Source organism: Paenibacillus macerans, assembly GCF_900454495.1.
In the GTDB taxonomy this organism is placed as follows: Bacteria; Bacillota; Bacilli; order Paenibacillales; family Paenibacillaceae; genus Fontibacillus; species Fontibacillus macerans.
This window is the reverse complement of record NZ_UGSI01000001.1, coordinates 3,577,259-3,603,908: the sequence shown is the minus strand read 5'-3', so window position 1 is coordinate 3,603,908 and position 26,650 is coordinate 3,577,259. Positions and strand designations below refer to the sequence as shown.

The window sequence follows — 26,650 nt, the reverse complement described above, 5'->3', positions numbered from 1 at the left end:
GGAGGGCGTAAGAATGCAGCGTTTTGTAAACCATCCCGATCTGATCGTGGACGATATGCTGAAAGGTTATGTCAAAGCCCACGGTGATACGGTTAAACTTTCGGACCGCAATGACCGGGTGGTGAAGAGGATACAAGCCCCGGTGGAGGGCAAGGTAGGCATTGTCACCGGCGGCGGCAGCGGCCATGAGCCGGCTTTTCTCGGTTATGTCGGCGAAGGGCTGGCCGATGCGGCCGCGATCGGCGAAGTTTTCGCTTCTCCGCCGGCCCAATCGTTCTTTGACGCCATCGTCGAAGCCGATTCCGGCCAAGGGGTGGCCTGCCTGTTCGGCAATTACGCGGGCGACAACATGAACGTCAAAATGGCGGTGCAGCTTGCGGAAGACGAAGGGATTACCGTGAAGTATGTGACCGCCACGGACGATATAGCTTCATCACCGCCGGAAACCCGGGAGAAGCGGCATGGCATTGCCGGCGGCCTGTTCATGTGGAAGGCCGGGGGCGCGCGGGCGGCGATGGGCGGCTCGTTGGATGAAGTTGTAGCCGCTGCGCAAAAAGCCGCCGACAACACGCGCAGCATCTGCGTCGGACTTGGCTCCTGCACGATTCCGGCGGCCGGCTCTCCCAATTTCACCATTGAGGAAGGCAAAATGGAGTTCGGGATCGGCCATCACGGCGAGCCGGGGATCCGGGTGCAGCCGCTGGGGACGGCGGACGAAATCGCCGCAGAAATGACCGGCGCCATCCTGCGGGACTTTGCTTTCGAGGGGTCGGAGAACCTGGCCGTCCTACTGTCCGGTTTGGGCGCGACCCCGCTGATGGAACTGTATGTGCTTTACGACAAAGTGGCAGAGCTCCTGACGGGACAAGGACACCGGATCGACCGCACGTTTATCGGCAATTACGTCACGTCCCTGGATATGAACGGCGCGTCGCTCACGATTGTGCGCCTGGACGAGGAATTGAAGGTGCTCCTGGATTATCCGGGTCAATGCCCTGCCGTCAAATACTAATAGTGCGAGTTGAAATAGTGTAATTTAAATAGTGTAGTTCAAAAAGTCGGGTTTTCAGGACCGAAGCGTATGCTTCCGAAGTGCGTTTTTTCAAAACGCTTTAGGTTGGATGAAGCTAGGGACTGAGTAGCGGAGCTGAACGTTTTCGGAGAAAACGGTTTCGGAAGCATATGCTTGGCCCGGCTGAATTCAAGATTCGACGTCGAATCCACTTCATGAGCTGCTTCGTCATGGAAAGATGACTTTTTGAACAACCTCTAAAAATTGGAGAGGAGACAGGAAGATGAAACTGCAGCTGGCATTGGATGAATTGAAACTGGAGGAAGCGCTGGAATTTGCCGAAAGGGTAAAGGACTACGTAGATATTATCGAAATCGGTACCCCGTTCGTCATCGCCGAAGGCATGAACGCGGTCAGAACGTTTAAGGAGCGTTTTCCGGACAAAGAAATTTTATCCGACGAAAAAATTATGGATGGCGGCTTTTTTGAATCGAAACTGGCTTTCGATGCCGGGGCCGAATATGTAACGGCGCTTGGGGTTACCGATGCGCTGACGATCCAAGCCTGTCTGAGGGCGGCGGACGAGTTCGGCAAGCAACTGGTGGTCGACATGATTTGCGTGGACAATCTGCCGGACAAAATCAACGAGCTCGAAGGCTTAGGCGTTCATGTGCTGGCTGTCCATACGGGGGCTGATCAACAGGCGGCCGGCAGACGGCCGATCGATGATCTGAAGGTGATGAAGGCCCATGCCAAATCGGCCAAAATCGCCGTCGCTGGCGGCATCAACAGCAGCACAATCGACAAATATGTCGCGCTCGAACCCGACATCATCATCGTGGGAACGGGGATCACCCATGCGGCCGACCCGGTCAAGGAAGCGCGGCTGATTAAAGAAGCAATGGCGCGAAGAGTGTGAAAATGCTTGTGAGGATAGTGAGTTGAATTGTAAGTAAGTAAGTTTGATGAAGATGGGGAATACAGTGAAAACGTAGGGAGAGATGCGGTAATGAAACCATGCGGTAATTTGCTGGCGATATTGGAAGAGCTTGCGGAGGACGCAAAGCAGGTTGACGGTGGGGAGGTCGAAGCGGTTAAGGACCTGATTGCCAAGGCCAAGCGCGTGTTCGTGGCGGGGGCGGGCCGTTCCGGCTTCGCCGCCAGGGGATTCGCCAACCGCCTGATGCATTTGGGGTTTAGCGCTTATTTTGTCGGGGAACCGACGACACCGTCGATTCAGCCGGGCGATCTGCTGATCATCGGCTCCGGCTCCGGCGAAACGGCCAGCCTGAAGGCAATGGCGCAAAAGGCACTCGATCAGGGGGCAACACTGGCTACCTTGACGATTTTTCCGGCGAATACGATCGGTTCTCTGGCTTCGGCCTGCATCAAAATTCCCGGCGTTACCTCCAAGGTGAACCAGGAAGCAGGCAAAGCGGCGTCGATCCAGACCAAAGGCTCCTCCTTCGAGCAGCTAAGCTGGCTAATCTATGACAGCATCATCATCGACTTGAAGCAGGAGACTGGACAAACCGACGAAGACATGTTCGCACGCCACGCCAATCTCGAGTAAAGCAGGTCTCGGGCGGCGGGTCCTTGGACAGTTGAATATTACGCAATAAAAGCCCTTAAATCACCCTCGGGGAGATTTAAGGGCTTTTTGCGGGTGCGGAGGGGAACCCACGGCCTGCGTTTTTGTAAAGTTCCTGGAAATAACGGTGAAAAATGGACCTATTTCCTCCCAAAAAGGGTATACAGCAGAAATAAAGGAATTTTTGATCGCTATTTTAGATAGATGGCGTCAAACAGACGCTTTTTTCCAGCTTAATCCCCAAATAACGACGAAAATTTCCGCTATTTTACCCCAGGAGGGGGGGATCTCAAAATAAGTACACAAATTGTCTCTATTTCCAGTAGAGATTTGTTTTGCCCATCAAAGGGACCGCCGGAGGAATTCGTTCCAGCGGTCCTTCTTACAGATGACATTGCCATTGGATATATCCAATATAATGGAAATTGAATGGAAAATACAGCCGTTTGATTGGATATTTCCAATAGATAGGCTCGGCAGGGCGGAAAACGGGAGATTTGGGCGTAATCTATTGGATTTTTTCCAATCAAACTACCTGTTCCCCTCCTAAACTCAAGTAATCTTTCTTGATTACCGCTCCGGGCTGCGTTAAGTGATACGCTCCAGCTCGTGGATGCCTCGCGGCGCGTCAAGTAATTCTCCCAAGGTTTACGACCGATTTATTTCATCCTGTAAAAAAGCGGGGCTTTTGCCCCAAATCGCCCCGATGACTCTTCATCGCAAGATACGAACATCGGCCTGGTGGCTCCAGGATGGGGCAGTCCTCGTTTACGGCGCCGATAGTTCAACAATTTTCCGCCAGGGTTCGCAAGTTATTTTATCAAATAAGCTCATAAATTGTTAAAAAAGCGCAAATAAACTTCATAATTCCTTTATATTTTGACGCAAATCTTCTTAAAATTCATTTCGCACAATGGAAACGAAAGGTAATGGAGGTTTTCATTGTGAGAGATAGAGATGTCGTAATATTCACGGACCGCGAGAGAAACATTTCCTATACGGAAATTAACCGGTTCTATGCGGTTAAATATTTTGCGGAACCGCGCGCGGATATTCTGCTTCAGCCCGTGCTTTGCTGCATTGTCGATTATGCGGATCCCGAGCGGGCTATTGCCGCCTCCAACACCATCCGCGCATCGCTGCCGGAGGTTGCTTTGCTTCTCATCACAGATATGGGAGCCGCGTTAAGCGATAATGATCTCATCCGTATTCGCGGGGTGGGAAGAATCAGTCTGATCCACTGGAAAGAGAATTACCGTAGCAAACTGCTGCTGGAAATTCAGCGGCAGCTGCATCCGGAATTTCTCTCGGAAGGCCCGCATACCGCTTTTATCCTCTCCGTTTACAATGAAGAACAGCGTTTCAGGCATGTGCGCCGCTTTTGCGAACGCCTGCAGGCCTATATTCAGGCCCATCTCATCGAGGGCTCCATTTATTTGATCGACGACGGCAGCGAGGACCGGACGCTGGAACTGCTTGAAGGGATCGAGCGGGAGACGAATCTGGCGGCAGGCCGGATCAACGATAACGATAACGATAACGTCATTCCGCTGGTAAGCGCCAGAAAACTGGGGAGGAATACCCGTAAAGCCGGCACCTATCTTGAAGGGATGCGCACCATCGAAGCCGATTATTTTGTGTTTGTGGACGCCGACGATTCCTTTTTTATCGAGGACATTGCCCGGATGATCAATATCGTCAAAATGGGCTACTATGACATCATCATCGGCACGAAGGACGACTCCGCGGAGAACCGGTCGCGGTTGAGGTTTTGGATCAGCAAGTGCAAACGGATCGTGTCCAAGCCCTTTTTGCCGGCGGGAGTCATCGACTCGCAGACCGGTCTGAAGGTGATGAGCGCTGTCGCCGTGCGGCGGATATTTCCCCATTTAAAAGAAGAGCTGGGCTTGGCCGTTGATCTGGAAATGATGTTCATCGCCAAGAAGCTGAAGCTGCGGGTGCTGCAGCTGCCCGTCGAATGTATTGACCGCGACGGCTCGCACATCGAGGTGTGGCGGGATTCCGTCCGGTTTATGCGTTCGCTGGTGGATATTTGGCGCCTTGATCGGCGGATTAGGTAGCCCTATGCTGCGGAGATGGCGTGCGCTCGTTTTTCCGTTGTTTAATGTGCTGCTGAATGCGTTCAATTTCTTCTTCCATATGGCCGCAAGCTGGTATTTGACCGAGGATCAGTACGGGCAGGCCAACGCGCTGCTGGCTTTGTTCGCCCTGCTGTCCGTACTCGGCTTATCCGTCCAGCTGCTAGCGGCCAAGCTTGTTTCGCAAAACAAAGCCGGCGGCGGGTTCCCGGGGGGAGCGCTTGTTCCGGCGTTGGCCGCTGCCGCTGTTTTTGCCGCGCTGGGCGGCGCCCATCCGCTGCTTGTCCGCTTGCTCAACGTGGACGGCGGAGCGCTGATCCTGTTGTACGCAGTGGTGTCCATGCATATTCTGGTCAGCCTGTTCAGAGGGAGCATGCAAGGGCGCGAGCGGATGCTGGCGCTGAACGTCAATTTTTACCTCGAGGTTGGCGGCAAGCTGGCCGTCATCTTCGTTTGCGTTCCGTTGGGGCTGGAAGTTTGGAGCTTGATGCTGGCGCTGGCCGCGGGCATGATTTTAGCGCTTGCGCACGGTTGGCTTACGGAACGAAAAAGCGCCGGACCCGCATCCCCCGCGGACGGTTCGCTTCGCGGCAAACCGCTGAAGAGTCTGGGCCGGGATTGGATGGACACGCTGCTCATGAATCTGTTCATATTGTTTTTCACGTCGATTGATATGCTCGCCGTACAGCGTTATTTGCCGGCAGATGCCGGCGTATATGCAATCGCGCTCAAGTACAGCCAGCTCGTTTATTTTGTGGCGTTTAGCGTGATCACGGCATTTGTGCCCAAACTTGGGGCGAAGGCGGGGGACAGGGCCGCGCTGAGGAAGCAGGTTTTACTGTTCGGGGGATTTATGCTGGGCTGCGCGGGGTTTGTTTATGCCGGTTCCGCCTGGCTGTTTCCGTTGTCACTCCCGCTGCTGTTCGGTCCCGGCTATCAGGCGGCGGAGCGGTATCTTCCGCTTGGAGGCGCGGTGTACTGGCTGCTTGCGGCCGTGCTGTTTTTCGCGCATCTGCATGTGCTGACCGGACGCAGACGTTTTATGCTGTGGCTGGCGGCCGGGGCGGCGGCGCTGTTGCTAAGTTTCGGCCTCCGGCACCGCACGCCGGAAGAGTTGCAGCTGGCGCAGCTTGCCGTATATGGAGGGATTGCGGCCGGTTTTGCCGCCGATGCCGCGCTGGGCTTTAGACGGATCAAAGGGAGGGCTATGTATGAGAAATATCCGCAGTAATCCCGGGGAAACGGTCATTTTGCTGCTGTCGTGGCGGGATATTTTCTCTCCGAAAAGCGGCGGGGCGGAGATATTCACGCATGAAATGCTAAAGCGCTCGGCGAATCCGCGCTTGCGGTTTATTCACTTTTCGCCGCGTTTTCCCGGCGCCAAAACGCGGGAGGAAGCGGATGGAGTAACTTACCTGAGAGCCGGCAACACGTTTAGTGTGATCGTGCATGCCATGCTGTACTATTGGCGTCACCGCAAAGCCATCGATTATGTGGTCAACCAATGCAATACCCACCAGTTTTTCACCCGGTTGTGGGTGCCGCCGTCCAAGCGTATCTTTTTTATCCACCAATTGACGAGGGAAATCTGGTTTCATAACCTGGGCCCGCTGCCGGGCGCCGTCGGTTATGTGCTGGAACCGCTGCTGCTTCGCTTGGCCAGGAAGGACCGGGCGCTGACGGTTTCCCCCTCGACCCGCAGCGATTTGGTGAAGCTGGGTTTTCAGGCCGGCCGGATCCAGATCGTTCCCGAAGGGATCGAATTCGAGCATTGGCCCGAGCAGCGCTTTCTGCCCAAGCAGCGGCGGCCTACATTTCTGTACGTAGGGAGGTTCGTCAAATATAAAGGCATCGATCTGGCGATTCAGGCCTTCGGAGAGTTCAAGCAAAAGTACCCCGACGCGGTGCTGTGGATCGCCGGAAAAACCGACAAGGCCTATGTGCAAAAGCAGCTGCGGCCGCTGCTGGAACGGTACGGCTTACGGAGCGCGGAGCCGGACGACCGTAAGGAAACCGCGCTGGAGGCGGACATTTTCTTTCACGGCTTTGTCACGCAGGAGAAGAAGCTGGAGCTGATGAGCCGCTGCCATGCGCTTGTTTTTCCTTCGCGGCGGGAGGGCTGGGGGCTGACCGTGACGGAAGCCGCGGCGGTCGGTACGCCAAGCATCGTCAGCAACACGGCGGGACTGATTGACGCGACCGATTTCGGTAAATGCGGCTATTTGACGATCCATGGAGACGTGCACGGTTTGGCGGCGCAAATGCAAAGGGTCGTCGAAAACCCCGGCGAGTATGAAGCGATCCGGCGGCGGGCGCATCAATTTTCGCGCCAATTTCATTTCGACAATACCGGAGCCGTGTTCGGCCGCTGGATGGACAGCTTGACGAAAGGAGAACAGCATCATGAAGAAAGCGGGGATCGTGTTTACGACGTATAATAACGCCTCCAGTGTGGAGGCGTGTCTGGACAGCTGTATGCGCCAAAACTACCCCGGCCTGGAGATTTTTATCGCCGATGACGGCTCCACGGACGATACGGTTGCGGTCATCCGCAGCAAGGCGTCCGCCGCTCCCTATCCCGTTACGCTGCTGGAACTGCCGCACGGCGAACGCGGCGTGGCCCGGGTCAAGGCGGTAGAAGCGGCGCGCCAGGCGGGCGCCGATTATTTGCTTGTGATCGATTCCGACATGATTTTGGACGATCATTTGCTGCGCGGCGGGATCGATTACTTCGAGGCTCATCCGGAGGTGGGCGCGCTTGTGGTGCCTGAACAGGCGTTTACGCATGCCGGCAATTTTTTTTCCAAAGTCAAAGTATTTGAACGGAATGTCCTCAACAACGCCGGGGAGGAGTTGGGGAAAAGGTCGATCGAGGCGGCGCGCTTCTGGAGAATGGAAGCTTATGTCGGTACCGGGGGCTTCAAGTCGCAGCAGATTTCGTTTGAAGAGATTCAGCCCACCCTCCGCTATCTCGAACAGGGCGGGATTGTCCGGCGCGCGACGTTCGGCAAAATCTATCACGATGAGAAAAAAGTGCTGCTGCGCGAATTGCTCAGCAAAAAAGCTTACTATTTTTCGGTGATGGACCGTACGTTGACTTCGGAGCGGGGAGGCTTCCGCAAAGCGCTGGAGCGCTGGTATTTCTTCCGTCCGGTGCTGTACCGCCCGGCCAACCTGCGGAAATATGCCAAGCATCCGGTATTGACCGCCGCCATGCTGTATATGTATGTATGCCTAAGTTTTATCGGCATCGCAGCTTTGTTGAAATCACGGTTGTTGGGGGGCAAATAGTCGCCGCGGGTAGAGGAGGACGCTAGTGAAGCGGTGGATTTACATATATCGCTACGATTTGATCGCCGCCGGAGCGATTCTATTGATTGTTTTATTGTTTCTGGCGCCCATTTACGGCCGGGGGCAAATCGTGTTCAGCGATTTGGCTTTTGGCGGCCGTTCGGACCGCTACATGGAGGAAATTGTCGGCGTCTGGAATGAGCGCTGGTCTACGTCGACCCTGCTCAACGCGCCGAGGCTGCTGTATATTTTACCGTTTTATGGATTGTCTCTTGTTTTTGGAGGAAGCGGCGCCGTCCTGCTCAAGTCGTTTGTCACCTGTCTGCTGCTGGTGTCGGCGCTGTCGATGTATCTGTTTACGAAACGGCTGGCCGTAGTGTATTATTCCGATTCCGGCGACTTTACGCTCATCCGCATGATGGCTCTGCTTCCGGGGGCGTTGTTTTACGCGCTTAACCCATGGGTTGTGTTTCGCATTCAGCACATTTATTTATTGTGCGGGTACAGCTTGTTCCCGCTTGTGCTGATGCTGTTCTTCAGCGCGTTTGATCCGAAATTTCAGCGCCGGCGGATCGAAAATTACGATGTTCGCAGGCTGTACCGCCGCAACGTGGTTGACTTGTTTCTGCTCGCCATCGTTTTTACCATTAGTGCGGCGGCGATCCACTACTTTTTTTACGGTCTGATCTATTTGGGGATGTTTGCGGTGTTACTGGCGATCAAGCAGGGCTGGGTTTACCGCCGGAGCGGCTGGTCCGTACTTAAGAAGCTGTACCGGAACTTTCTGCTCAAAGGAGTCATTTTCGGCCTCTTCTTCGGCCTGCTCAGCTTCTATTGGCTGTCCCTGTATTTCGGCAGCATTTTGATGGATGCCCAGGTGTCCCAGAACAACATCAACGTGGTCGACACCTTGTCCCTCTTCAGCAGGAACAGCAGCCTGGTCAATGTGCTGTACTTCATCAGCTACTGGTGGCCGATGTTTCCGCTGGAGCGCTTGCCGCTCTCCTTCTACGTTGGCGGCGGCGTGCTCTTGGCGCTGATCGCATTAAGCATGCTGACAGCATCGCGCCGGTTTTCCATCATTTTGATGTTTACGCTGTTGACGTTTGCGTTTGCGCTCGTGGCGACGGGGGTTAAAATCCCGCTGTTGGCCAAAGCGTTTGTCCTGCTGGTGACCAAGACGCCGATCGTCGGCACGATGTTCCGCGACCCGAACAAAATCGTCGGGCTTCTTGCCGTCAACTTCAGCGTGCTTTTGTCCTTTGGCGTCATCCGGGCGTTGGCGTGGCTGAAGCCGCCGGGCTGCTCCCGCGTTGTGAAAGCAGCGGCGGTGCTGGCCGTGCTGGGCTGTTTATGGATTTATGTCAATCCGCTGCGCGAAGAGTTTATTAAGGGCTACTACATGCCGGTGCAAATTCCCGCGGAGTATGGCGAACTGGCCGCCAAGCTGACCGATGCCAAGCAGACCAATCCTAAGCAGACCGATCCCAAGCAGACCGATGCCAAGCAGCTCGGGAGCAAGGTGCTTTATTTCCCTATCGCCGACAATATGATTCAGAGCTATAACGGTGTGGCCACACCGGTGTGGAATCAAGGAAATACGTTTATGGAAAAAGCGACCGGCGACTTCCAGGTGTATTCTTCGCCCAAGAACACGTTGTTTCACCATGAGGGGAACGCGCCGAGCATTACGTACTATTTTAATTTTCTTCAATATTTGCTGGATAACGGGCTTAGCGGCAAGCTGGGCAAGCTGTTTGCGCCTTTTGGGATCGACCAGCTTGTCTACCATCAGGAATACGCCGGGCAGGAAGAACGGCAGGCGTTTAACCAAGAGCTGCTGAAAATGCAGGCAGGTTTGGACAATACGTACAATAACCGGTACTTCTCATTGTATCGGCTGGAAAACGCGCTGCCCTACATGTATGTCGTCCCGCGTAAGGTGGTGACGCCTTACGGTTTCAGCCGCATGGAAAGCTACAGCCATCAACCCGGTTTTGACTTCTCCAATTTCGCGGTGCTGTTTACCGGCTTAACCCCCTCGCTGCCGATCTTGCCGGCCGTGAACCAAGGGGATTATCTGGAGGCGGCTTCGTTTGACGATCTGCTGTTGTCCCAGCTTCCCGCCGAGTATTACCTGCGCCCGTTCGATGCCATCGAAGACGGGAACGCTTATCTGAAATGGTCGAAAACGCTGGTTTCCAACAATGATTGGCTGTGGTATTTGGCCTCGCAAAATATCGGCAATTATCCCTTTGACATGGACCTGAACGCCGGTACCGCCGTTACCTTTGCCACCAGCAAGCTGGATGTCGCACCTTATATGATGGACCGGGTCAAAGGGAAAACGGTGCTTGATCTTAACGGCATGCTGAGCGAGAACCGATTTTTTACCGCCGATAACCCGGACCTGTTCAAAATCGAGGCGGCCTCCTCAAGTTCGGCGGAGCGGTTGCCCAAACTGTACGGAGAGATTATGAAGGGAGAGCCGAAGAACATCTGGCAGGTGGCCAAATCGGGTTTGCTGGAGGCGAAGGAAAACAACCCTTATCAATTTTCCATTACGGCTTCGGGCAAGGGGACAAACCAATTGCATTTCAAGGTCCGTTTTTATGATGAAAATAAAAATGAGCTCGGCATCCACTATGTCGTCGCTCCCACGACAGAAAGCGACTTTGACGGGGCCCGCTTTTACGGGGAGTTTATCACGCCGCCCGGCACCACGCGGATGCGGATCGATCTTTTGACCCGGCAGCGGCCGGAGCAAAATACGTATTGGCGGATTCATGCGATTGAGCTGGCCGATCTCGGGGCGTATAAGAAACCGAACACTTTTGTCATGCATAAAACGATGGACAAGCAGCAGCTAGCGCGGATCTACGCGCGGGTGCTGGTCAACAAAGCGGGGGGGAGCATTCGTGTCGCGCTGCCGGACGGGACGGTCGATGTGCCGACCAAAGACGGCAGCATCAATCAGTTTCAATGGGTGGACTTGGGACAGCAACTGCTGCCGCAAGGGGAGGTGAATGTTTCGGTTACCAATGTTCAGGGATTTAATGCCGTCAATATGCTGGCGATCGTTCCTGACGAGAAGCGGGAGGACCTGGCGCTTCCCGTGGAGCGGGCGATCAAGCGGGCCAAGCTGTTTTTGGCGCTGGAGGCGGAACAGGATTTTGCCGGATCGGGGAACGTGCAGAGCGAGCGGACTTACCCGAAATTGAGCATGGGCCGCGGGATCAGCTACCAGGACGGGGAGCTGCGCAGAACCGTGGAAATTTTGCGGGACGGCGATTATTCAGCGGCGCTGCTGGCCAATTTGCCGTCCGGCCACCGCGGCAAGCTGACGGTAACCTTGACCAATCAGGCGTCCGGGGAAGTGATTAAACGCACCGTACAAGCGGCGGGGTCAAGTATACTTCGGACAGAGGATACGGTGATCGAAACCGACCGTTTGCGGGAGACTTTCACCAAAAAGCTGCTTCGTCTGCCCGCAGTTTTGGCGGATTACCGGCGCCATGAAATCCGGAATTTGCATTTGGCTAAAGGAACTTACACGCTGTCGATCGTTTTCGACAGTTCGGTTCCGTCGCTGAGCTCGCCGGCGGATTTTCAGGCGCCGGAGCAAGCATCCGTCCAAGCGGCAGCCGCTGCGGCGGATGCGCCGTCCAATGCTCCGTCCGATGCACCGGCGAATGCGGAAGAAGCGTGCGTCCGTCTCCCGCTGGGCCGCTCGGAGCTGAAAACAGTGGCGGACCAGCTGGAAATCCGCTATTCTCCCAGCGCTTCCTGCGCCTGGTATACCTATGAATCCGGCTTGATGTCCGCAGAAGCGAATGGGGAGTACCTGGTAAGCTTTGACGCTGTATCGGAGAATGCTCCCGGCCGGCATTTGAAAGTGGTGTTTTTTAACGATCAAGATGAAGTGATTGCCACTTCCTACGTCGATGAGATCGAAGAGAGCTACAAAAACAAGTGGAACCATTATGAGCAGATCTTTACCGCGCCCGAAGGGGCGGCGGGGATGCGGATTCAAGTGCTGGCGAAGGGGGATCGCCGGGAAAAAGGATTTTTCCGGATGAAAAATTATTCGGTCATTCCGTACAAAGACATGATTTTGCTCGATCAATTTATCCTTTTTGAAGGGGACGGCAGCGCTCCCTTTTTCACCTCTCCGCCGCATCCGCCCGAGGTGACGGTTCAGCGCATAGATGCGATGAGCCGCAGGTTCACGCTCCACAATCCGCAGCATGAGCAGGTGCTGATCAATGAGAGTGAATCGCCCCATCCGCTGTGGGAGCTTGAACTAGACGGAGAGAAGCAACGGGCGCGCATCGCCGTTAACGGGGTAACGACCGGGTTCATCACGAGCGGAAGCGGAAGCGGCAGGATCGTTGTGATTCTCCGCCGCTTCTATCAGATTGGAATCGTTTTGCTGGTGCTAAGCCTGTCGGTTGGTGCGGTATGTATTTTTGCGTTGGGCCGGCTGTTCTTCCATGAGAATTATCAACAAGGCCAAAGGCGGTTTTTTTCGTAAAACCTTATAAGGCGTACTTGTACCCGGCTCCCCATACAGTCAGAATGTGACGGGGATTTTTCGGGTCGGGTTCGATTTTTTTGCGCAAGCTGGAAATATGCACATCGATGGTGCGGTCCAAGTAGGCGCGATCGCTGCCCTTAATCCGGTCGAGCAGTTCGTTGCGGGTGAAGACCTTGCCGGGGGAACTGGCCAACTGCTTCATAATTTCAAATTCAATATTCGTCACTTCGATCTCTTCGCCGTTTACAAATAAGCAGCGTCTGTACTCGTTTACGGCGATTTCGCCCTTTTTGGCCGTAACGGGCGAGGCGCCCGGCGATTCGCGGGCGGCCTGCGATCTTCTGAGCAGCGCTTTGATTCTGGCGTCCAGCTCCTTCAGGCTGAACGGCTTGCACAGAAAGTCGTCCGCCCCGTTTTCGAGCGCGTGAATCCGTTCATCAAGCAGGGTGTTGGCCGAAATCATCAGAATCGGTGCGGAAGTATGGGCGTGAAGCGCCCGGACCAGCTCGTTGCCGTCCATCCCGGGCAGCATCAAGTCGATGATGATCACATCGGGCTCATCTTGCTTCAGCATTTGCATCGCTTCCCGGGAATGATAGAAGCTATTCACCTGATACCCGTTCTCTTCAAGGAAGAGAGCGATCATGTCGGTTAGATTTTTCTCATCATCAACAAGTAGTACTTTGGTACTCATTCATAAGTCACCCTCCTATTCTATGAAATAATAAAGGAAAAATTAATATTTGCAATATACAAAATTACAAAAATGATTAATATTTGAAATAATGTGACAATCATCAATTTAAAGGTGGGAGAAAAAATGCGTCTAATTTTATTGTCAGGCGGTGCGGGGAAACGGCTATGGCCTTTGTCGAACACGAACCGCCCGAAGCAGTTTTTGCCCGTGCTGCGGCATGAGGGGAAAGCGGAAAGCATGCTGCAGCGGGTTTGCCGCCAGCTTTCCGGCGCGGGGCTAGGGGAGGCGTTGTTGTTCTCGGCCGGCCTCGGACAAAGGGAGCTGATTCAAGGGCAGGTCGGCGATCTGGCGCCGATTCTCGAGGAACCAGAGCGCAGGGATACCTTTCCGGCCATTAGTCTGGCCTCCGCCTACTTGCACAGCAAGGAAGGCTGCGGTCCTGACGAAACCGTAGGGGTTATGCCGGTCGATGGCTATGCGGAGGATTCCTTTTTTCAAGCCTTGGGCAAACTGCCCGGCGTGTTGGCGGACGCTGGCGCCGATCTGGCGCTTTTGGGCGTGGCTCCCGACGCGCCTGCGGATAAATTCGGTTATATTGTGACGCAGCAGCCGGCCGAAGCGGACGGAAGCTTGCGGGTGCGAGCGTTTGTGGAAAAGCCTTCCGCGGCTAGGGCCCAAACGTTGATTGACGAGGGCGCCTTATGGAACTGCGGAGTGTTCGTGTTTCGGCTTGGATTTCTGCTTGATGCGCTTAAGCAAAGGGGCCTGCCGGCGGATTACGATGAGCTGCTCGGCATGTATAAGCTGCTTCCGCGCCAAAGCTTCGACATCGAGGTGGTGGAACGAACGAAGCGCATTGTAGCCGTTCCTTATCAAGGCCGCTGGAAGGATATCGGCACATGGAATTCGCTTTCGGAAGAAATGGAGCAGCAGGTCAGCGGGAGCGGTTATGTCTGTCCGGATTCATCCGGCTCCCGGATTGTCAATGAGCTGGATATCCCCGTGGGCGTATGGAGAGTGCCCAACATTGTCGTGGCCGCGGGACCGGACGGTATTCTGGTCACCGACCGGGAAGCGTCGGCCGGCATTAAAGATATGGTGGCTCAAGTCGAAATCACCCCCCGTTTTAAAGAAACCGGGTGGGGCCGGAAGACGGTGTTGACCGCAAGACGCGCGGGCGAAACGGAATCGTTGACCAACCGGGCCGTGATTTCCGCAGGCCGTTTTATCGGTTATCATGAACATGGGCGGCGCAAAGAAATCTGGATCGTGATTGCCGGCGCGGGCGAAGCGTGCATTGACGGCCAAACGTTTCCCGTAGAGGCGGGAAGCGTTGTTGTCGTTGAGCCCGGCATGAAACATGCGCTGTTGGCGTACAGCGATCTGGAGTTGATCGAACTGCAAATCGGCCGAAAAATCGAAGACAGCGACATGATCCGTTATGCCGATCCTTGGATGGCGAAGGAGGGAAAGGGGGAAGAGCAAAACCATGAGGTGCCGGCCAGGCGGTAAAACCGGACAAGCGGTTGGCGAATGAGAGAAAACATGGCTGAGGAACAACAGGACATCGATACGTACTACTTGGAATCATTTCAGGAAGGTATCCTTAAATGCGACACTAGGGGGACGATCGTGTTTATGAACCGCAGGCTCAAAGATTTGTTCGGCTTGGAAGAGATGACGGGGCAGGATATTACGGCTTTTACCAAAGCTATGGATGCGAACATTCAGCAGGAGGACCATAAGCTGACCAAGACCATACAAGCGTTTCGAAAAGGAGAGGTGAACGGAAATCAGGGGAAGTTCCCATATGCCCAAGGACCTAGGCGTTTGTTCTCGTTTTATGTAAGCCCGGTATTGGATACCGCGCAAACGGCGTGTTACGGGTATTTATTGGTATTTCGGGAATGCGGCGAAGAAGAGGCGGCCGATCCGCAGAGACGCGAAATGATCAGCGTGGTCTCCCACGAATTAAGGACACCTCTGACGACGCTGCTGGGCTATGTGGAAATGTTGATGCAGTACGATATTTCCGCGGAGAACAGGCGGCGTTACATGGAAATCATTTTTGCGGAAGGAAACCGGTTGTCCCATCTGCTTGAGGATGTTTTGGACAGTGAGCGGCTGGAATCGGGAGGGTATAACTATCATAAAACTTATGTACCGCTGATTGAACTCATTCACGAAGTGACCGAACGGTGGAATTTGAAATCATCGCATCTTATCGAGGTGGATTCCGAGGTTGAAGACGCTTTCATCTACGCGGACCGGTTTAGAATGTCTCAAGTTTTTGACAATTTAATCAGCAATGCGATTAAATATTCTCCCGGCAAACCATTAGTACTCATCCGAATCGCGGAAGAAGCAGACTATTATATCATCGAGGTTACGGATTACGGAATAGGAATTCCCGCGGAGATGCATGCGCGGCTGTTCGATAAATTTTATCGAGCCGGCAATTCGGGTTCCCGTCAAATTAAGGGCAGCGGCGTGGGCCTTTATATCGTCAAAAAAATTGCAACAGACCACGGGGGGACGATTACGTTAACCTCGGAAGTAGGGCAAGGAAGTACATTCTGCTTGCGTATGCCAAAACCCGTTCATTTGGATTAAGCGTTTCCTATTTTATAGCACAAAAACCCAAAACGGCGCTTGACCAAACGATCATGAGAAACTCCTGCGAAAAGCGCAAAACATAAGGGCAAAAAATGCCGCTATTCCGGCGATATCCGTCAATTTGAGAGAAATAGAGACGATTTATGCCGCTATTGTCTTCAGTCGCAAGGAAACGCCCGCGTTCTGGGCCCTTCACAAGCGAATAAGGAACAAAGATGCCGCTAATGGGGATGAACATGCCCGGCTCCGGATAATAAGCACATAAATTACCGCTATTTTGAAGACCGGCGTTTGGTGCGCTCCAGCAGCCGACTGTCGAATACCTGTTTTCTAGGTTGAGCCTACTTAAATTAATATACATATAAAAAAACAAAAAAAGCCTTCTGTTCGGTAGCTGGCTGCCATCCTTGCGGGAAGGCCCTTTAGCTTTGCGTCGCTGCCTTTCGACAGGTTTGCCGTTTATCGTAGCCGCTTTTTTCACAAAAAACATCGTATCACGATTCCATAAAACATGCAATCCATTTCCTGGTAATCCGGGTGCGCAAAATTTCTCTTGCCACTCTTGGAATATTAAGGTATGATAATACCCTTCTTGCAAAATCGCCTTGACTGAAGTGGACGGGTCTGCCCGTCTATGAGGGGGGACCCCCCCTCTAAATAAGCTTATCGGAGGTGTTTAACCGGATGCTTTATTTCACGCTGGCTTCCAAAGCCTATGCCCGCAATTTGCAGTACCGCGGAGCCCATATGGTGCACAACCTCGCGAGCGCGATGTTCGGATTTATGTATGCGTGCATCTGGATCGGGTTGGGGAAGGACCACCCGCTGGGAGAGTACGGAACGCAGGGAATGGTGAATTATATCGCCTTCACCCAGGCGTGTCTCTGGATCACCAGCTTCATCACGAACGGGCTCGGCATCCCCCAATCCGTCAGGACCGGGCAAATCGCGCTTGATCTGATGCGTCCCGTCCATCTGTTCAGCCATACGATGGCCAGGGAATGGGGACAGATCGCCTACCAGTTCATTTTCAAATCCATCCCGATTTATCTCCTGTATTTCTTCATTTTTTCATTGCAAATTCCAAATCAATGGACCGCCGTGTTGTACACCGTGTTAGGGTTGCTCGGGGCCTCCTATCTGTCGATCTGCATCAATTATTTGATCGGCGTAAGCGCCTTGTGGACGATGGAATCGTCCTGGCTCTATTGGGCCAATAGCGCGCTGATCAATTTGCTTGCCGGATTTTTCATCCCGTTGGAATGGCTGCCCGGACCGCTGGAAAACCTCGCCTGGCTATCGCCTTACCCTTACCTGCTCTATGTTCCCACAACGATTTATCTTGGAAACGGAAGCGGCTCCGCCTTATGGGGAACGCTGCTTTGGTGCGTCCTGATGACTGCTTGCTGCTTGCTGGCAACCCGGCTGCTGCGGCGGAAAGTGGAGGTGCAGGGCGGATGAACGAGAGGAAGGGGCCTGGCGCTGAGAACGGGCAAAAGCCTGGGAGAGGGCGGAAGCCAAAGAACGGGCGGAAGTCTAAGAGCGGGCAGAAGCCTATGAGCGGCATAGACGGCACGCACGAAATGTACGATGACATTAGCGGCAGCGGCGGACGATTTTCGAAGGTCACTGCCGGCCCGGCCCGGTCCGCTGGCGCGAAGCCGATGTCTTGGCTGAACCTGTACCGGCTGCTGATCCGTACGAGCATAAAAAGCCGGATGCAGTACAAATTCAATTTTGTGCTGGGTACGGTGCTGGCCGCGTTGATCCAGATTTCCGAATTTCTGATGATCGCGATCGTTCTGGACAAGTTCGGCGTAATACAGGGCTGGTCGGTTTACGAGATCGGGTATTTGTTTGCGGTGATGACGTTGTCCAGGACGCTGTACCGCACGTTTGCCGAGGAGGTGCACCATCTGGAAAAATACCTGGTCGGCGGAGAGCTCGACCAGCTATTGACGCGGCCGATGCCGGTGCTGCTCGCTTTAATGCCGCAGAACTTCCGGCTGATGCCCGGCGAACTGCTGCAGGGCGGTTTCATCCTGTGCTGGTCGCTCGGCGCGATGACGCATAGCGGACAAGTCGGCTGGATTGCAGTACCGTTTACGCTATTCATTATCGTTACCGGCGCGGTCATTTTGTTTTCTATCGGACTTGCTACGGCTACGCTCGGTTTCTGGACGACCCGCATCAGCGAACTGCAAAACTTCACCGAGGATGCCGCTCAAACGGCGGCGCGATACCCGCTCACCCTGTATCCGAAGTGGATGTCCTCGCTATTTTTGTTCGTGATCCCGGTCGGCTTTGTGAATTATGTACCTTCGCTCTATATTTTACGGGGCGAATGGGGGCCGTGGATCCTTGCGGCGACGGCGGGGGCGGCGGCGGTATGCTTAGCCGCAAGCCTGCGGTTCTGGCTGTTCGGCATCACGAAATATCAAAGCACAGGAAGCTAAGCGCACAGGGAGAGTAAGAACGGAAGGCCGTAAGTACAAGGAAGCTAGTGCGTACGAGTAAGTGAAGGCATGCTGTGTATAAGTCAGTGAAGGCATGCTGCGTAAGGGTAAGCGAAGGCATACAGGACGAAAAGGAGGAGCGGCTTATGATCGAAGCCAGCCATTTATATAAGGAGTTCAAAACACCCGTCGTGCGGGAGGGAAAGCTGTCCGGCCTGCGTACGCTGTTTTCGCGGGAATACCGGCTGAAAGAGGCGGTCCGGGGCATCAGCTTCAACATCGAGCGCGGGGAGTTTGTCGGTTATATCGGTCCCAACGGCGCAGGTAAGTCGACGACGATCAAGATGCTCACCGGCATTTTGCATCCGACCTCAGGCACGGTTATGATCGGCGGCCTCAATCCCCATCGCGACCGGCGGCGGGCCGTTCGCAGGTTGGGTGTCGTGTTCGGACAACGCAGCCAGCTGTGGTGGGATTTGCCCGTGAAGGATTCCTACGACATCCTAGCGGAAATGTACGGCGTAAGCCCGGCGGAAAAACGGGAGCGCCTGGACCGGTTTGCCGAGCTGCTGGACCTGCACGAATTTTGGATGACGCCGGTGCGCAAGCTGTCGCTGGGCCAGCGGATGCGGGCGGACATTGCGGCCGCCATGCTGCACGATCCGGATTTGCTGTTCCTCGACGAACCGACGATCGGCCTTGACGTGCACGCCAAACGCAACATCCGCCAGTTTTTGCAAACCTTGAACAAGGAATTCGGGAAAACGATCCTGCTTACCACGCACGACATGGACGATATCGAGCAGCTCTGCAGCCGCGTGATGGTGATTAATCACGGGCAGCTCGCCTATGACGGGACGATCCGCGCGCTGCGGGACATGATCGGCTTGCCGACGGTCATCCGCGTAAAGTTCCGGGGCGTGTTTCGGATGCCGGAGGGATGGAGAGAGGCGCGACATGTTGCCTCGAACCCGGGGGAAGGGATCAAGGCGCGGCATGTTGCCGGGAACCAGGAGGAAGGGTTCGAGGTACGGCATGTTGCAGGTTCCCCGGATGGCGCTGCCTCGGCCGGATTCGTTCGGGCGACGGCGGGTCCGCAGGCCGTTCGGGCCACGTTCGCCCCGTCCGGCCTGCCGTTTCGCGTCACAGGCATAGAGGAGAACACGGTCGTCATCGAAGCCGACCGGCGCGAGATCGGGACCATGGAGATCATCCGGGAGCTTGGCGGCTGGGGAGAAATCGACGACGTCGACATGGAGGAGCCCGATTTCGAGGAGGTTATCCGCAGCTTTTCGGCGTCGTAGGTATCGCTGAGCTGCTGCTGGCAGTGGCAAAACGAGCTAAAAGGGCTAATAAGGTCCGCTGTATCCGTTGCATGCTACAGATTACACTAGTGTTTGCTCCGATACTTTTCAGATTTCCCGCAATTGCTAAGTTTTCGAGCCGATATTACACCTGCTGAGAATCTAACGGTTGTTGCAGCTGCTATTTTACGAAAAAAGATCTTTTTAAAGGCCTAAAGCCGAGATCAGTGCTTGACAAAATAAGCGTCTTGGTATCCCTGCATGCTGCTTTGCACGATTATTCCTTTTGTTCAGGGGGGAGAGGGTGAGGGCTAATCTCGGTCCTTTCATTTTCCCGGTGTCTTGCCCTATTCCTCCCTTCAGGTCTGCTTCACTTCTCCAACCTCCTTCTCACAAGCCTGTCTAACGATCTGGAACTAATGATCTCGAACTAATGATCTCGAACATGTCCGCTGCTCCCAAACCTATTTTCCTCTCCTAAATTCTCTTCCTCTCTGCTTCCGGATCAAATGGGATAATCGTGCAAAGCGTCCGGACAGCGGATGTTGATCTGCTCTAATCTGAGTCAAATAGCCGGGTTTTAGCTAAATAAGCGCTAAGGCAACCGTTAGAATAGATCTTCCGGCTGGGGAGTTGGATAGATACGGCGAATCTCCCATAAACTATGTTCGATCAGAGGAAAAATTAATGAAGAAGCAGGCTATGAGTTACGAAGTGATAGTTACGAAGTGGTAGTTACAAAGTGATAGGAGTGAAATTGTGAAGAAAATAGGGCATGTTACGTTGCTGGTGAAAAATTACGATGAAGCGATTGAGTTCTACACGAAGAAGGCGGGTTTCGTCCTGCTGACGGATAACGCGTTCGGAGGCGGGATGCGTTGGGTGACCGTCGCCCCGGCTCAAGATGCCGGAACGGCGATCGTTTTTGTCGAGGCCGACACGGCGGACAAAGCGGATAGGGTCGGCAGCCAGGCGGCCGGTCACGTTTTTCTGACCGTTCAGACTGAGGATTGCTATCGCGATTACGAGCATATGAAGGCAAACGGGTCAAATTTTTCGGTGAGCCAAAGGAAGTGCCGTGGGGGATCGAGGTCGTGTTCGAGGATCTTTACGGAAATCGCTTGGACCTGGTCCAGCATAACGGAATGTAGAAATGCAGCAAAATGCAAGGCGGCCTTGGCTTAAATCGCTCGAGCCAAGGCCGCCCTTTTTTTTCTGCTTATTTGATTTTGATCGTGTGAACGGCGGTGCCGGTAGCTCCGTCATTATCGGTGACCGTCAGCGTCACGGTGTAGGTTCCGGCGCGGTCAAAGCGATGCTTTACTTTCGCGCCGGACGCGCTGCCGCCGTCGCCGAACTGCCAGCTGTAGCTGACGATGCGGCCGTCCTCGTCCGAGGAACGTCTGCCGTCGAATTCAACCTGCTTTCTCTTCTGCGCGCTATTAGCGGCCTTGATCACGGCTTTGGGAGCCAAATTGTCGTCCGGGGGATTTTGCCCGGGGTCATCCGGGTCTTCCCCGGGATTTTCCCCGGGGTCCTCGCCCGGATCTTCACCCGGCGGGTTGCCGCCCGGCGCGGCGACGAACAATCGGCCCGGGGCCTGGAAGTCGCCGGCGTTCCCGGCTTCGTCCCGCACGCTGACGACGATCACTCCGCCGTCAAGCACAAGCGATGCCGGCGTGACATAAACGCCCTCATAATGCCCCGGGAAGGTTTCTTCCAGGGCGATTCCGTTGCCGCCGCTTCCCGCCAGCGCCACCGGCAGCTCGATGCGGAACGAGGCATCAAGTCCCGGAACGCTGTCAAAAGCTACGGTAAGCGGTTCACCGGCGGTCAAATGCACGTCTTCGGCCGGGGAGAGGCCCGTGATTTCGGGCAGCTCGAGATCGACATAAACGGCGCGGGTGACCGTCGTTTCGTTGCCGGCCCGGTCGGTGGCCGTGACCGTAACGATATTTTCGCCGGCATTTATCAAAATGCGGTGGGCGAAGGAGCCTGCGTCTCCGGCGGCAACCTCAGCGCCGTTAACGGTCAGCTTGCTCAGATAATCGTCTAGGGCGGTACCGGCCACATTCAGCACTTCCGAATTGGTGCGGAATCCGTCCCGCGGCGATACGACGTCGAGCTGCGGTGCGTCGCTGTCAAGCGTCACCGTCCGCGGGAGCGAACGGTCGGTCGTTTTGCCGTTCACCACGACCTCCGCGCTCAGCTCGTTCGCGCCGGGATGCAGCTTGGTATTCAAGCTGAACCGCCCGTTCTCCACAGTCGCCGTACCGGCCGGTTCCGTGCCGTTGTACAGCTTAATCGTCGCTTCATTGGCCGGCGACGTTCCCGTTACGGCAATCGTCGGCTGGTTCGTAAAGGAGCCGGCCGCCGGCGAGGTAATCACCGGCGCGTTCACCGGGTAGCGGACAATGGCGCGGATCATAAAGTTGCCGTCCTCTTCCTTCGTCTGGCTCCAGACGCCGCTGACCCGCTGCCAACTGCGGCCGGCGTGCGGACCGTTCTCATCTGCCGCGAGGCCCGGCGCGCTGGTGCCCGCCAACGTTTGGATATAGACGATGTAGAAGTCGCCTTCGACCGTCACCGGCTCCGGCAATTCCAGCGTCGTCCACCGGTCGTTGCGCAGCGCCGTGCCGTCAAACGGTCCTGCCAGCTGGCGGCCCGGCGAGCCGTCCGGTCCGGAGGCGTCGAATACCGCATACTGGAACGCCGTTCCGCCCGGTACGGGCCATTCCTCGTTCCAGAACCGGATGGAGGCGCCGGTCACTTGCGCAGCGCCGGATTCCGGCGTCATCCGCACCGCCCAGGCGTTGCCTGCGGAGTTAAAGGACCAGGCGTTTTCCGCCGTGCCGTCGTCGTAGCCGATTTCGCCCGGGAAGCCGATGAACGGCTTGAGCGCGAGCGATCCGTCGGCGCTGCCGTCCGGCGGCACGGTTATGGTGATTGTGCCGCTGTAATAGTCGCGCGCCGACACCGACAGCGTGTACGTTCCTTCCAGCACTTCCAGCGAGAAGCCGCCGTCCTCACCGGTGCGCAGCGGGGCGATGGCCGCGTCCTCAAGCACGATTACGGTAGCGTCCGCGATCGGCTCGCCGCTGCGTTCGTCGCTAATCGTGCCGGCGATTTGCCCTTTCGGGATCGCCTGCAAATTGAAGTTAGCCTTCGCGTTCTTCTGATCTTCAATCGAGACCGGCAGTGTTTGTGGATAATAGCCGTAGGCTTCCGCCTTGAGCGTATAGTTGCCGGCCACATGGGTCAGGCTGTATTTTCCGGTCGCGGGGTCCGTTTTCACGGAACGTCCCGTTTCCACCACCGTCACGGTTGCGCTGGCCGGCAGGCTGCTGACGCCGACTTCACCGCTCCCCTGCGCTTTGCCGACAGCGGCATTATATTCGCTTTTGGTGGTGCGGATCAGCTTGTAGGCGGGACCGGGTTTGTCGGCCTTGGATTTTTGCGGGGTGATCTCGTCAACCACGTCTTGGGCAGCCTTCGTTGCCGGCGTATTTACGCTGAGCACCTGAACGTTGTCGATATACCAGCCCGCCTTGGCAACACTGTTATCCGTCTTCAGCCGGAAGCGGATTTTCGCCGCTCCGCCGGCATACTCGTCCAGGCTGTAGTATACGGGGCTCCACTGCTTGCCGTTCGTGCTGTGCGAAAATCTGCCCAGCTGGGCCCAGGTCGCACCGCCGTCGGAGCTAGCTTCCACGTATCCGAAATCATAGTTGCTTTCGATTTCAAACCAGTGGTCGAAGGCCAGCGTGGCATTGTCCACCCCGCTCAGATCGATGGCCGGAGACACGAGCGAGTAATCCGCTCCATTCGCGTAGGTATCGTCGAGATCCGTGCCCCACACGTTCGGGGGAGATACGGCGCTGCTCGGGCCGGGGGCGGACGGTGTGCCGCGTTCCCATTCGTCCTGCGTGCCGCTATGGGTCCAGCCGCCGTCGTCGGCGCCGTCAAAATCGTCGCTGAACAGGCTGACCGGACGTTCGATCGTCAGGGCGATTTCATTTGATTTTTCGCTTTCGTTGCCGCTGTAATCGATTGCGGCGACGGCGTAGTAATACGTGGCGCCGGTCGCGGTGGAAGCGTCTGTATAAGCCGTTTCCGCCGTCGTGGCGATCGCTTCGTAGCCCGTTCCCGAAGTTACGGAGCGATATACGGTGTATTCCTTCACGTCTTCATCGGCCGGGGCGGACCAGGAAAGCTCCGCGCTGCCGACGAAATTGACGGAACCGCTAAGCCCGCCGGGAGCCGCCGGAGCCACGTCGTCCGGAGCTTGCAGAGACAGGTCGTCAAGATACCAGCCGGCTTTTTGCACCGAACCGTCGGACGTTAAATTGAATTGCAGATAAACCTGCTGGCCGGCATAGGGGCGAAGGTCGATATACTGCGTCTTCCAGCCGCCGCTCGTTCCCGTAAATTCGGCCGCCGGCGCGAAAGCGTAATCGCTCTCCTCGGAAGCGATATACACCGTGCCGTAATCCCGGTTGTTTTCAAGATCGTACCAATGTTTAAAAGAAAGCAGCGCCCCTTCCGGGCTTCCGGTCAGATCGATCGGGGGCGCCAGCAGGTAGGAGTTGGCGTTCGCGGAATAGGTGCCGCTCAGGTTCGTGGCGTACACTTTTTCCCCCGAATAGGCGCTGCCCGGGCCGCTGACCGGCGCTCCCCAGGCCCATGTGTTTCCCGTTCCGCCGGAGGCGTACCCGATCACACCGGTCTCAAAATCCTGCTCGTATCCGGGCTGAATCCCGGCCGACACGGTCACGGAATACGGGGCGGTATCAAAGCCGTTGCCCCCGTAATCGCTGACCCTGATGTAATATTCGAGCCCCGCGGTTCCGACCAAGAAGGACGGGACGGTGGCTTCATAGACGCCGTCCTGGCTCGTCCCCGACACGCGCTTCGCAGGCAGGTATAAATAATGCTCGGTTCCCGCCTCCCGGGCGTAAAATTCAACCGAAGTCACGGCGACATTATCGGCCGCATGGGCGGTTAACGTTACGTCGAAACCTTCATATATTAAAGAAGGGGGAGTATGCTCCAGCACCGGTTCTACGAAATCGTCGCCGGCGGTGACGACCCGGCCGGACACCGTTCCGACCCCTTCGAGCACGGAACCGACAGCGTCCAGCGCGTTGACGATGCCATGGCCGTATCCGTTGTTCGGCGTGTTCGGGAACTGGCTGTCCGTGCGCGGCGTCGCCGTGCTGGTGAGGACTTCTTCGAGCTGGTCGACCGTCAGCGAATGGTTGGCCTGCAGCAGCAGCGCGGCGATCGCGGTCGTATGCGGGCCGGCCATCGAGGTGCCGTTCCAGCCGCCTTCATAACCGCCTCCGGGTACGGAGGAGCGGATGTTGACGCCCGGCGCGGATACCTCCGGCTTGATCTCGCCGTAAGGCGAGGGGCCAAGCAGGGAGAAATCGGCCAGGTTGCGGTTGATGTCCGTCGCCCCTGTGGCGAATGCCTCCGGATAGTTGGCCGGATTGGCGACGGAACCGGGCCCTCCGGGATTGTCTTCATCTACGTTCCCGGCTGAAAATTCAGGGAAGATCTGGGCGTCCCGCCAGGCCTGTACGACCGGACGGTACCATTCATCCAGCCCAGAGCCGCCGCCCCACGAGTTGTTGACAACGTCGGGAGCGAGCTCGGGATGGAGGTTGCCTTCCGCGTCTACCGGAGCGAGCAGCCATTGCCCGCCGTCCAGGATGATGGCGTCGGTGGTCGACGGGTTAAAAATGCGCACCGCGATCCATTTTGCCCCGGGCGCTACGCCGATCTGGTTCGAGCCGTCCGGCTCCGATCCGACCATCGTGCCCATCGTGTGGGTGCCGTGCCCGTTGGTATCCGCCGGCAGCGAGGCGTGACTGTGCGGATCGTACCAGTTCAGCTCGGGATCGACGATGTTTCCGGACGCGTCGAACCCGCGCCATTTAGCGCGCAAAGCCGGATGGGTGTATTCCACGCCGGTGTCGAGATTGGCGACGACGATTCCCGATCCGTCAATGCCTTGGGCCCAAACCTCAGGGGCGTTGACCTGGGCGATGTTCCATTCGACGCTGCTCGGCTTGACGGCCGCCCCTCCGGCATTATCGGCCGCGGCATCCTTGACGGATGTCCCTTGACCGGCCGCCGCCTCCTGCTTGTCGATTTCCACCTTATCCAGAAACCGTTCTTCGTTGGGGAGAATCTTTTCTACTTCCGGAAACAGGGCGATTTGATCAAGCACCTCTTTTGTGCTTGTCACCGCCATGGCGTTTACGATAAAGTAGCTTTTATAATCCTTAACTTCTCCGGACTTTTGCTCCTGCCTCAAATAGTTATCCAGGCTGAACTGGGTGCGTGAAGCCGTTTCGCGCAGTGCGCTGATGACGGAAGTCCGGGCCGACATTTTGGCGGCCGAAGGCGTCGCTTTTTCGATTGCGGCTTTGTGCAGGGCCAGCTTGGAAACGGAGGCCGTATCGGTCTGTTCTTTTAATTTGACGAGATAAGTCACGTAATCGTCCTGCTTGAACTGCGTCGTCAGTTTGGCATCGATCTTGGCTTCAGCGATGTGCGGCGAGTTGGATTTTAAACTGGTTTTGGCCGCCGCGCCGTTGTTTTCGGCATAGGTCGCAGGAACAAAAGTAAGCACAAGGAGGATCGACATACCGAGTGAGAAATTTTTACGGAATCTTTTGAATCGGATCAACTTCTTCACTCCCTCTTCTAGGTTAATGGTTCCTTCGGAACATCCTCTTGTGGCAGCACGGAGAATTGCCGGCTGTCAGTTAAAACCGGAGACGACCTGAGAGACTTGCGAAAAAAGACATGACATTTATCGTAATTCCAAGCATCACCTCCTTTCATGGGAGAAAAATTAACACTAGTTGCCGTTGAGTTGAAAAAGCGAGCCGCTTCGGGCAGCGGGGAGCAAACGCTTGGCGGCCGGGCCCGGTTTATACGGCAAGCCGATTAGGACATAACCAAAACGTGAAGCGGAAAACAGTGAGGTATCGGCGATAAATTCAAGCTTTCGTTGAACTGCCGATGGGGTTGAGG

17 protein-coding genes and 1 riboswitch are annotated in these 26,650 nt (G+C 55.6%); of the genes, 14 read left to right on the top strand and 3 right to left on the bottom strand.

Features of this window, described 5'->3' with window-relative positions; translation table 11 throughout:
- The first annotated feature begins 13 nt into the window (after positions 1–13).
- The 8 genes from DYE26_RS16230 (at position 14) to DYE26_RS16190 (ending at position 12,527) form a co-directional block, all read left to right on the top strand.
- Positions 14–1,012 (top strand): dihydroxyacetone kinase subunit DhaK, encoded by a 999-nt coding sequence (locus DYE26_RS16230; RefSeq protein ID WP_036625482.1) that lies wholly within the window; start codon positions 14–16, stop codon positions 1,010–1,012.
- A gap of 283 nt (positions 1,013–1,295) precedes the next feature.
- Positions 1,296–1,931: a 3-hexulose-6-phosphate synthase gene (gene hxlA / locus DYE26_RS16225; RefSeq protein WP_036625480.1), complete on the top strand. Its 636-nt coding sequence runs from the start codon at positions 1,296–1,298 to the stop codon at positions 1,929–1,931.
- Positions 1,932–2,021: 90 nt separating this feature from the next.
- Complete coding sequence (gene hxlB, locus DYE26_RS16220; protein WP_036625479.1) at positions 2,022–2,585, top strand: 6-phospho-3-hexuloisomerase; 564 nt, start codon at positions 2,022–2,024, stop codon at positions 2,583–2,585.
- Between the two features lie 962 nt (positions 2,586–3,547).
- Entirely contained in the window at positions 3,548–4,684 is a 1,137-nt protein-coding gene (locus tag DYE26_RS16210; RefSeq protein WP_240534177.1) for a glycosyltransferase family 2 protein, read from the top strand.
- Positions 4,685–4,688: 4 nt separating this feature from the next.
- Complete coding sequence (locus tag DYE26_RS16205; protein WP_036625471.1) at positions 4,689–5,933, top strand: MATE family efflux transporter; 1,245 nt, start codon at positions 4,689–4,691, stop codon at positions 5,931–5,933.
- On the top strand, positions 5,914–7,140 hold the full coding sequence (locus tag DYE26_RS16200; protein ID WP_036625469.1) for a glycosyltransferase family 4 protein: 1,227 nt from the start codon (positions 5,914–5,916) through the stop codon (positions 7,138–7,140). Before DYE26_RS16205 ends, DYE26_RS16200 begins: the two co-directional genes overlap by 20 nt.
- Positions 7,106–7,993, top strand: a complete 888-nt coding sequence (locus DYE26_RS16195) for a glycosyltransferase family A protein (RefSeq protein ID WP_036625467.1) — start codon at positions 7,106–7,108, stop codon at positions 7,991–7,993. Before DYE26_RS16200 ends, DYE26_RS16195 begins: the two co-directional genes overlap by 35 nt.
- A gap of 25 nt (positions 7,994–8,018) precedes the next feature.
- The gene (locus tag DYE26_RS16190; protein WP_051985673.1) at positions 8,019–12,527 is read left to right on the top strand and encodes a hypothetical protein; all 4,509 of its coding nucleotides are present in this window, start codon (positions 8,019–8,021) and stop codon (positions 12,525–12,527) included.
- A gap of 4 nt (positions 12,528–12,531) precedes the next feature.
- Here the strand turns inward: DYE26_RS16190 and DYE26_RS16185 are convergent, their stop codons facing one another.
- Entirely contained in the window at positions 12,532–13,224 is a 693-nt protein-coding gene (locus DYE26_RS16185) for a response regulator transcription factor (protein WP_036625466.1), read from the bottom strand.
- Between the two features lie 126 nt (positions 13,225–13,350).
- On the opposite strand from DYE26_RS16185, the gene DYE26_RS16180 reads away from it, so the two are divergent.
- Both DYE26_RS16180 and DYE26_RS16175 read left to right on the top strand, forming a co-directional pair.
- Positions 13,351–14,739, top strand: a complete 1,389-nt coding sequence (locus DYE26_RS16180; protein WP_082207914.1) for a sugar phosphate nucleotidyltransferase — start codon at positions 13,351–13,353, stop codon at positions 14,737–14,739.
- 33 nt (positions 14,740–14,772) lie between these two features.
- Positions 14,773–15,840: a PAS domain-containing sensor histidine kinase gene (locus tag DYE26_RS16175; RefSeq protein ID WP_164815253.1), complete on the top strand. Its 1,068-nt coding sequence runs from the start codon at positions 14,773–14,775 to the stop codon at positions 15,838–15,840.
- Between the two features lie 7 nt (positions 15,841–15,847).
- Here the strand turns inward: DYE26_RS16175 and DYE26_RS33165 are convergent, their stop codons facing one another.
- Positions 15,848–16,216: a hypothetical protein gene (locus tag DYE26_RS33165; RefSeq protein ID WP_124331821.1), complete on the bottom strand. Its 369-nt coding sequence runs from the start codon at positions 16,214–16,216 to the stop codon at positions 15,848–15,850.
- Positions 16,217–16,229: 13 nt separating this feature from the next.
- Positions 16,230–16,310, bottom strand: a riboswitch (cyclic di-GMP riboswitch).
- Between the two features lie 217 nt (positions 16,311–16,527).
- On the opposite strand from DYE26_RS33165, the gene DYE26_RS16170 reads away from it, so the two are divergent.
- The 4 genes from DYE26_RS16170 to DYE26_RS16155 all read left to right on the top strand — a co-directional run bounded on the left by DYE26_RS16170 (position 16,528) and on the right by DYE26_RS16155 (position 20,788).
- A complete protein-coding gene (locus DYE26_RS16170) occupies positions 16,528–17,304 on the top strand; it encodes an ABC transporter permease (RefSeq protein ID WP_036625461.1) in 777 nt (258 codons plus the stop codon).
- A 203-nt stretch (positions 17,305–17,507) separates the two neighbouring features.
- Positions 17,508–18,299 carry an ABC transporter permease gene (locus DYE26_RS16165; RefSeq protein WP_036628694.1) on the top strand — a complete coding sequence of 264 codons (792 nt, stop codon included), beginning with the start codon at positions 17,508–17,510 and terminating at the stop codon, positions 18,297–18,299.
- A 146-nt stretch (positions 18,300–18,445) separates the two neighbouring features.
- The gene (locus tag DYE26_RS16160) at positions 18,446–19,603 is read left to right on the top strand and encodes an ABC transporter ATP-binding protein (protein ID WP_036625459.1); all 1,158 of its coding nucleotides are present in this window, start codon (positions 18,446–18,448) and stop codon (positions 19,601–19,603) included.
- A 759-nt stretch (positions 19,604–20,362) separates the two neighbouring features.
- The gene (locus DYE26_RS16155; protein WP_218032595.1) at positions 20,363–20,788 is read left to right on the top strand and encodes a VOC family protein; all 426 of its coding nucleotides are present in this window, start codon (positions 20,363–20,365) and stop codon (positions 20,786–20,788) included.
- A 34-nt stretch (positions 20,789–20,822) separates the two neighbouring features.
- Here DYE26_RS16155 and DYE26_RS16150 read toward each other — a convergent pair whose 3' ends face one another.
- Positions 20,823–26,300, bottom strand: a complete 5,478-nt coding sequence (locus DYE26_RS16150) for a S8 family serine peptidase (protein ID WP_036625457.1) — start codon at positions 26,298–26,300, stop codon at positions 20,823–20,825.
- Positions 26,301–26,650 lie beyond the last annotated feature (350 nt).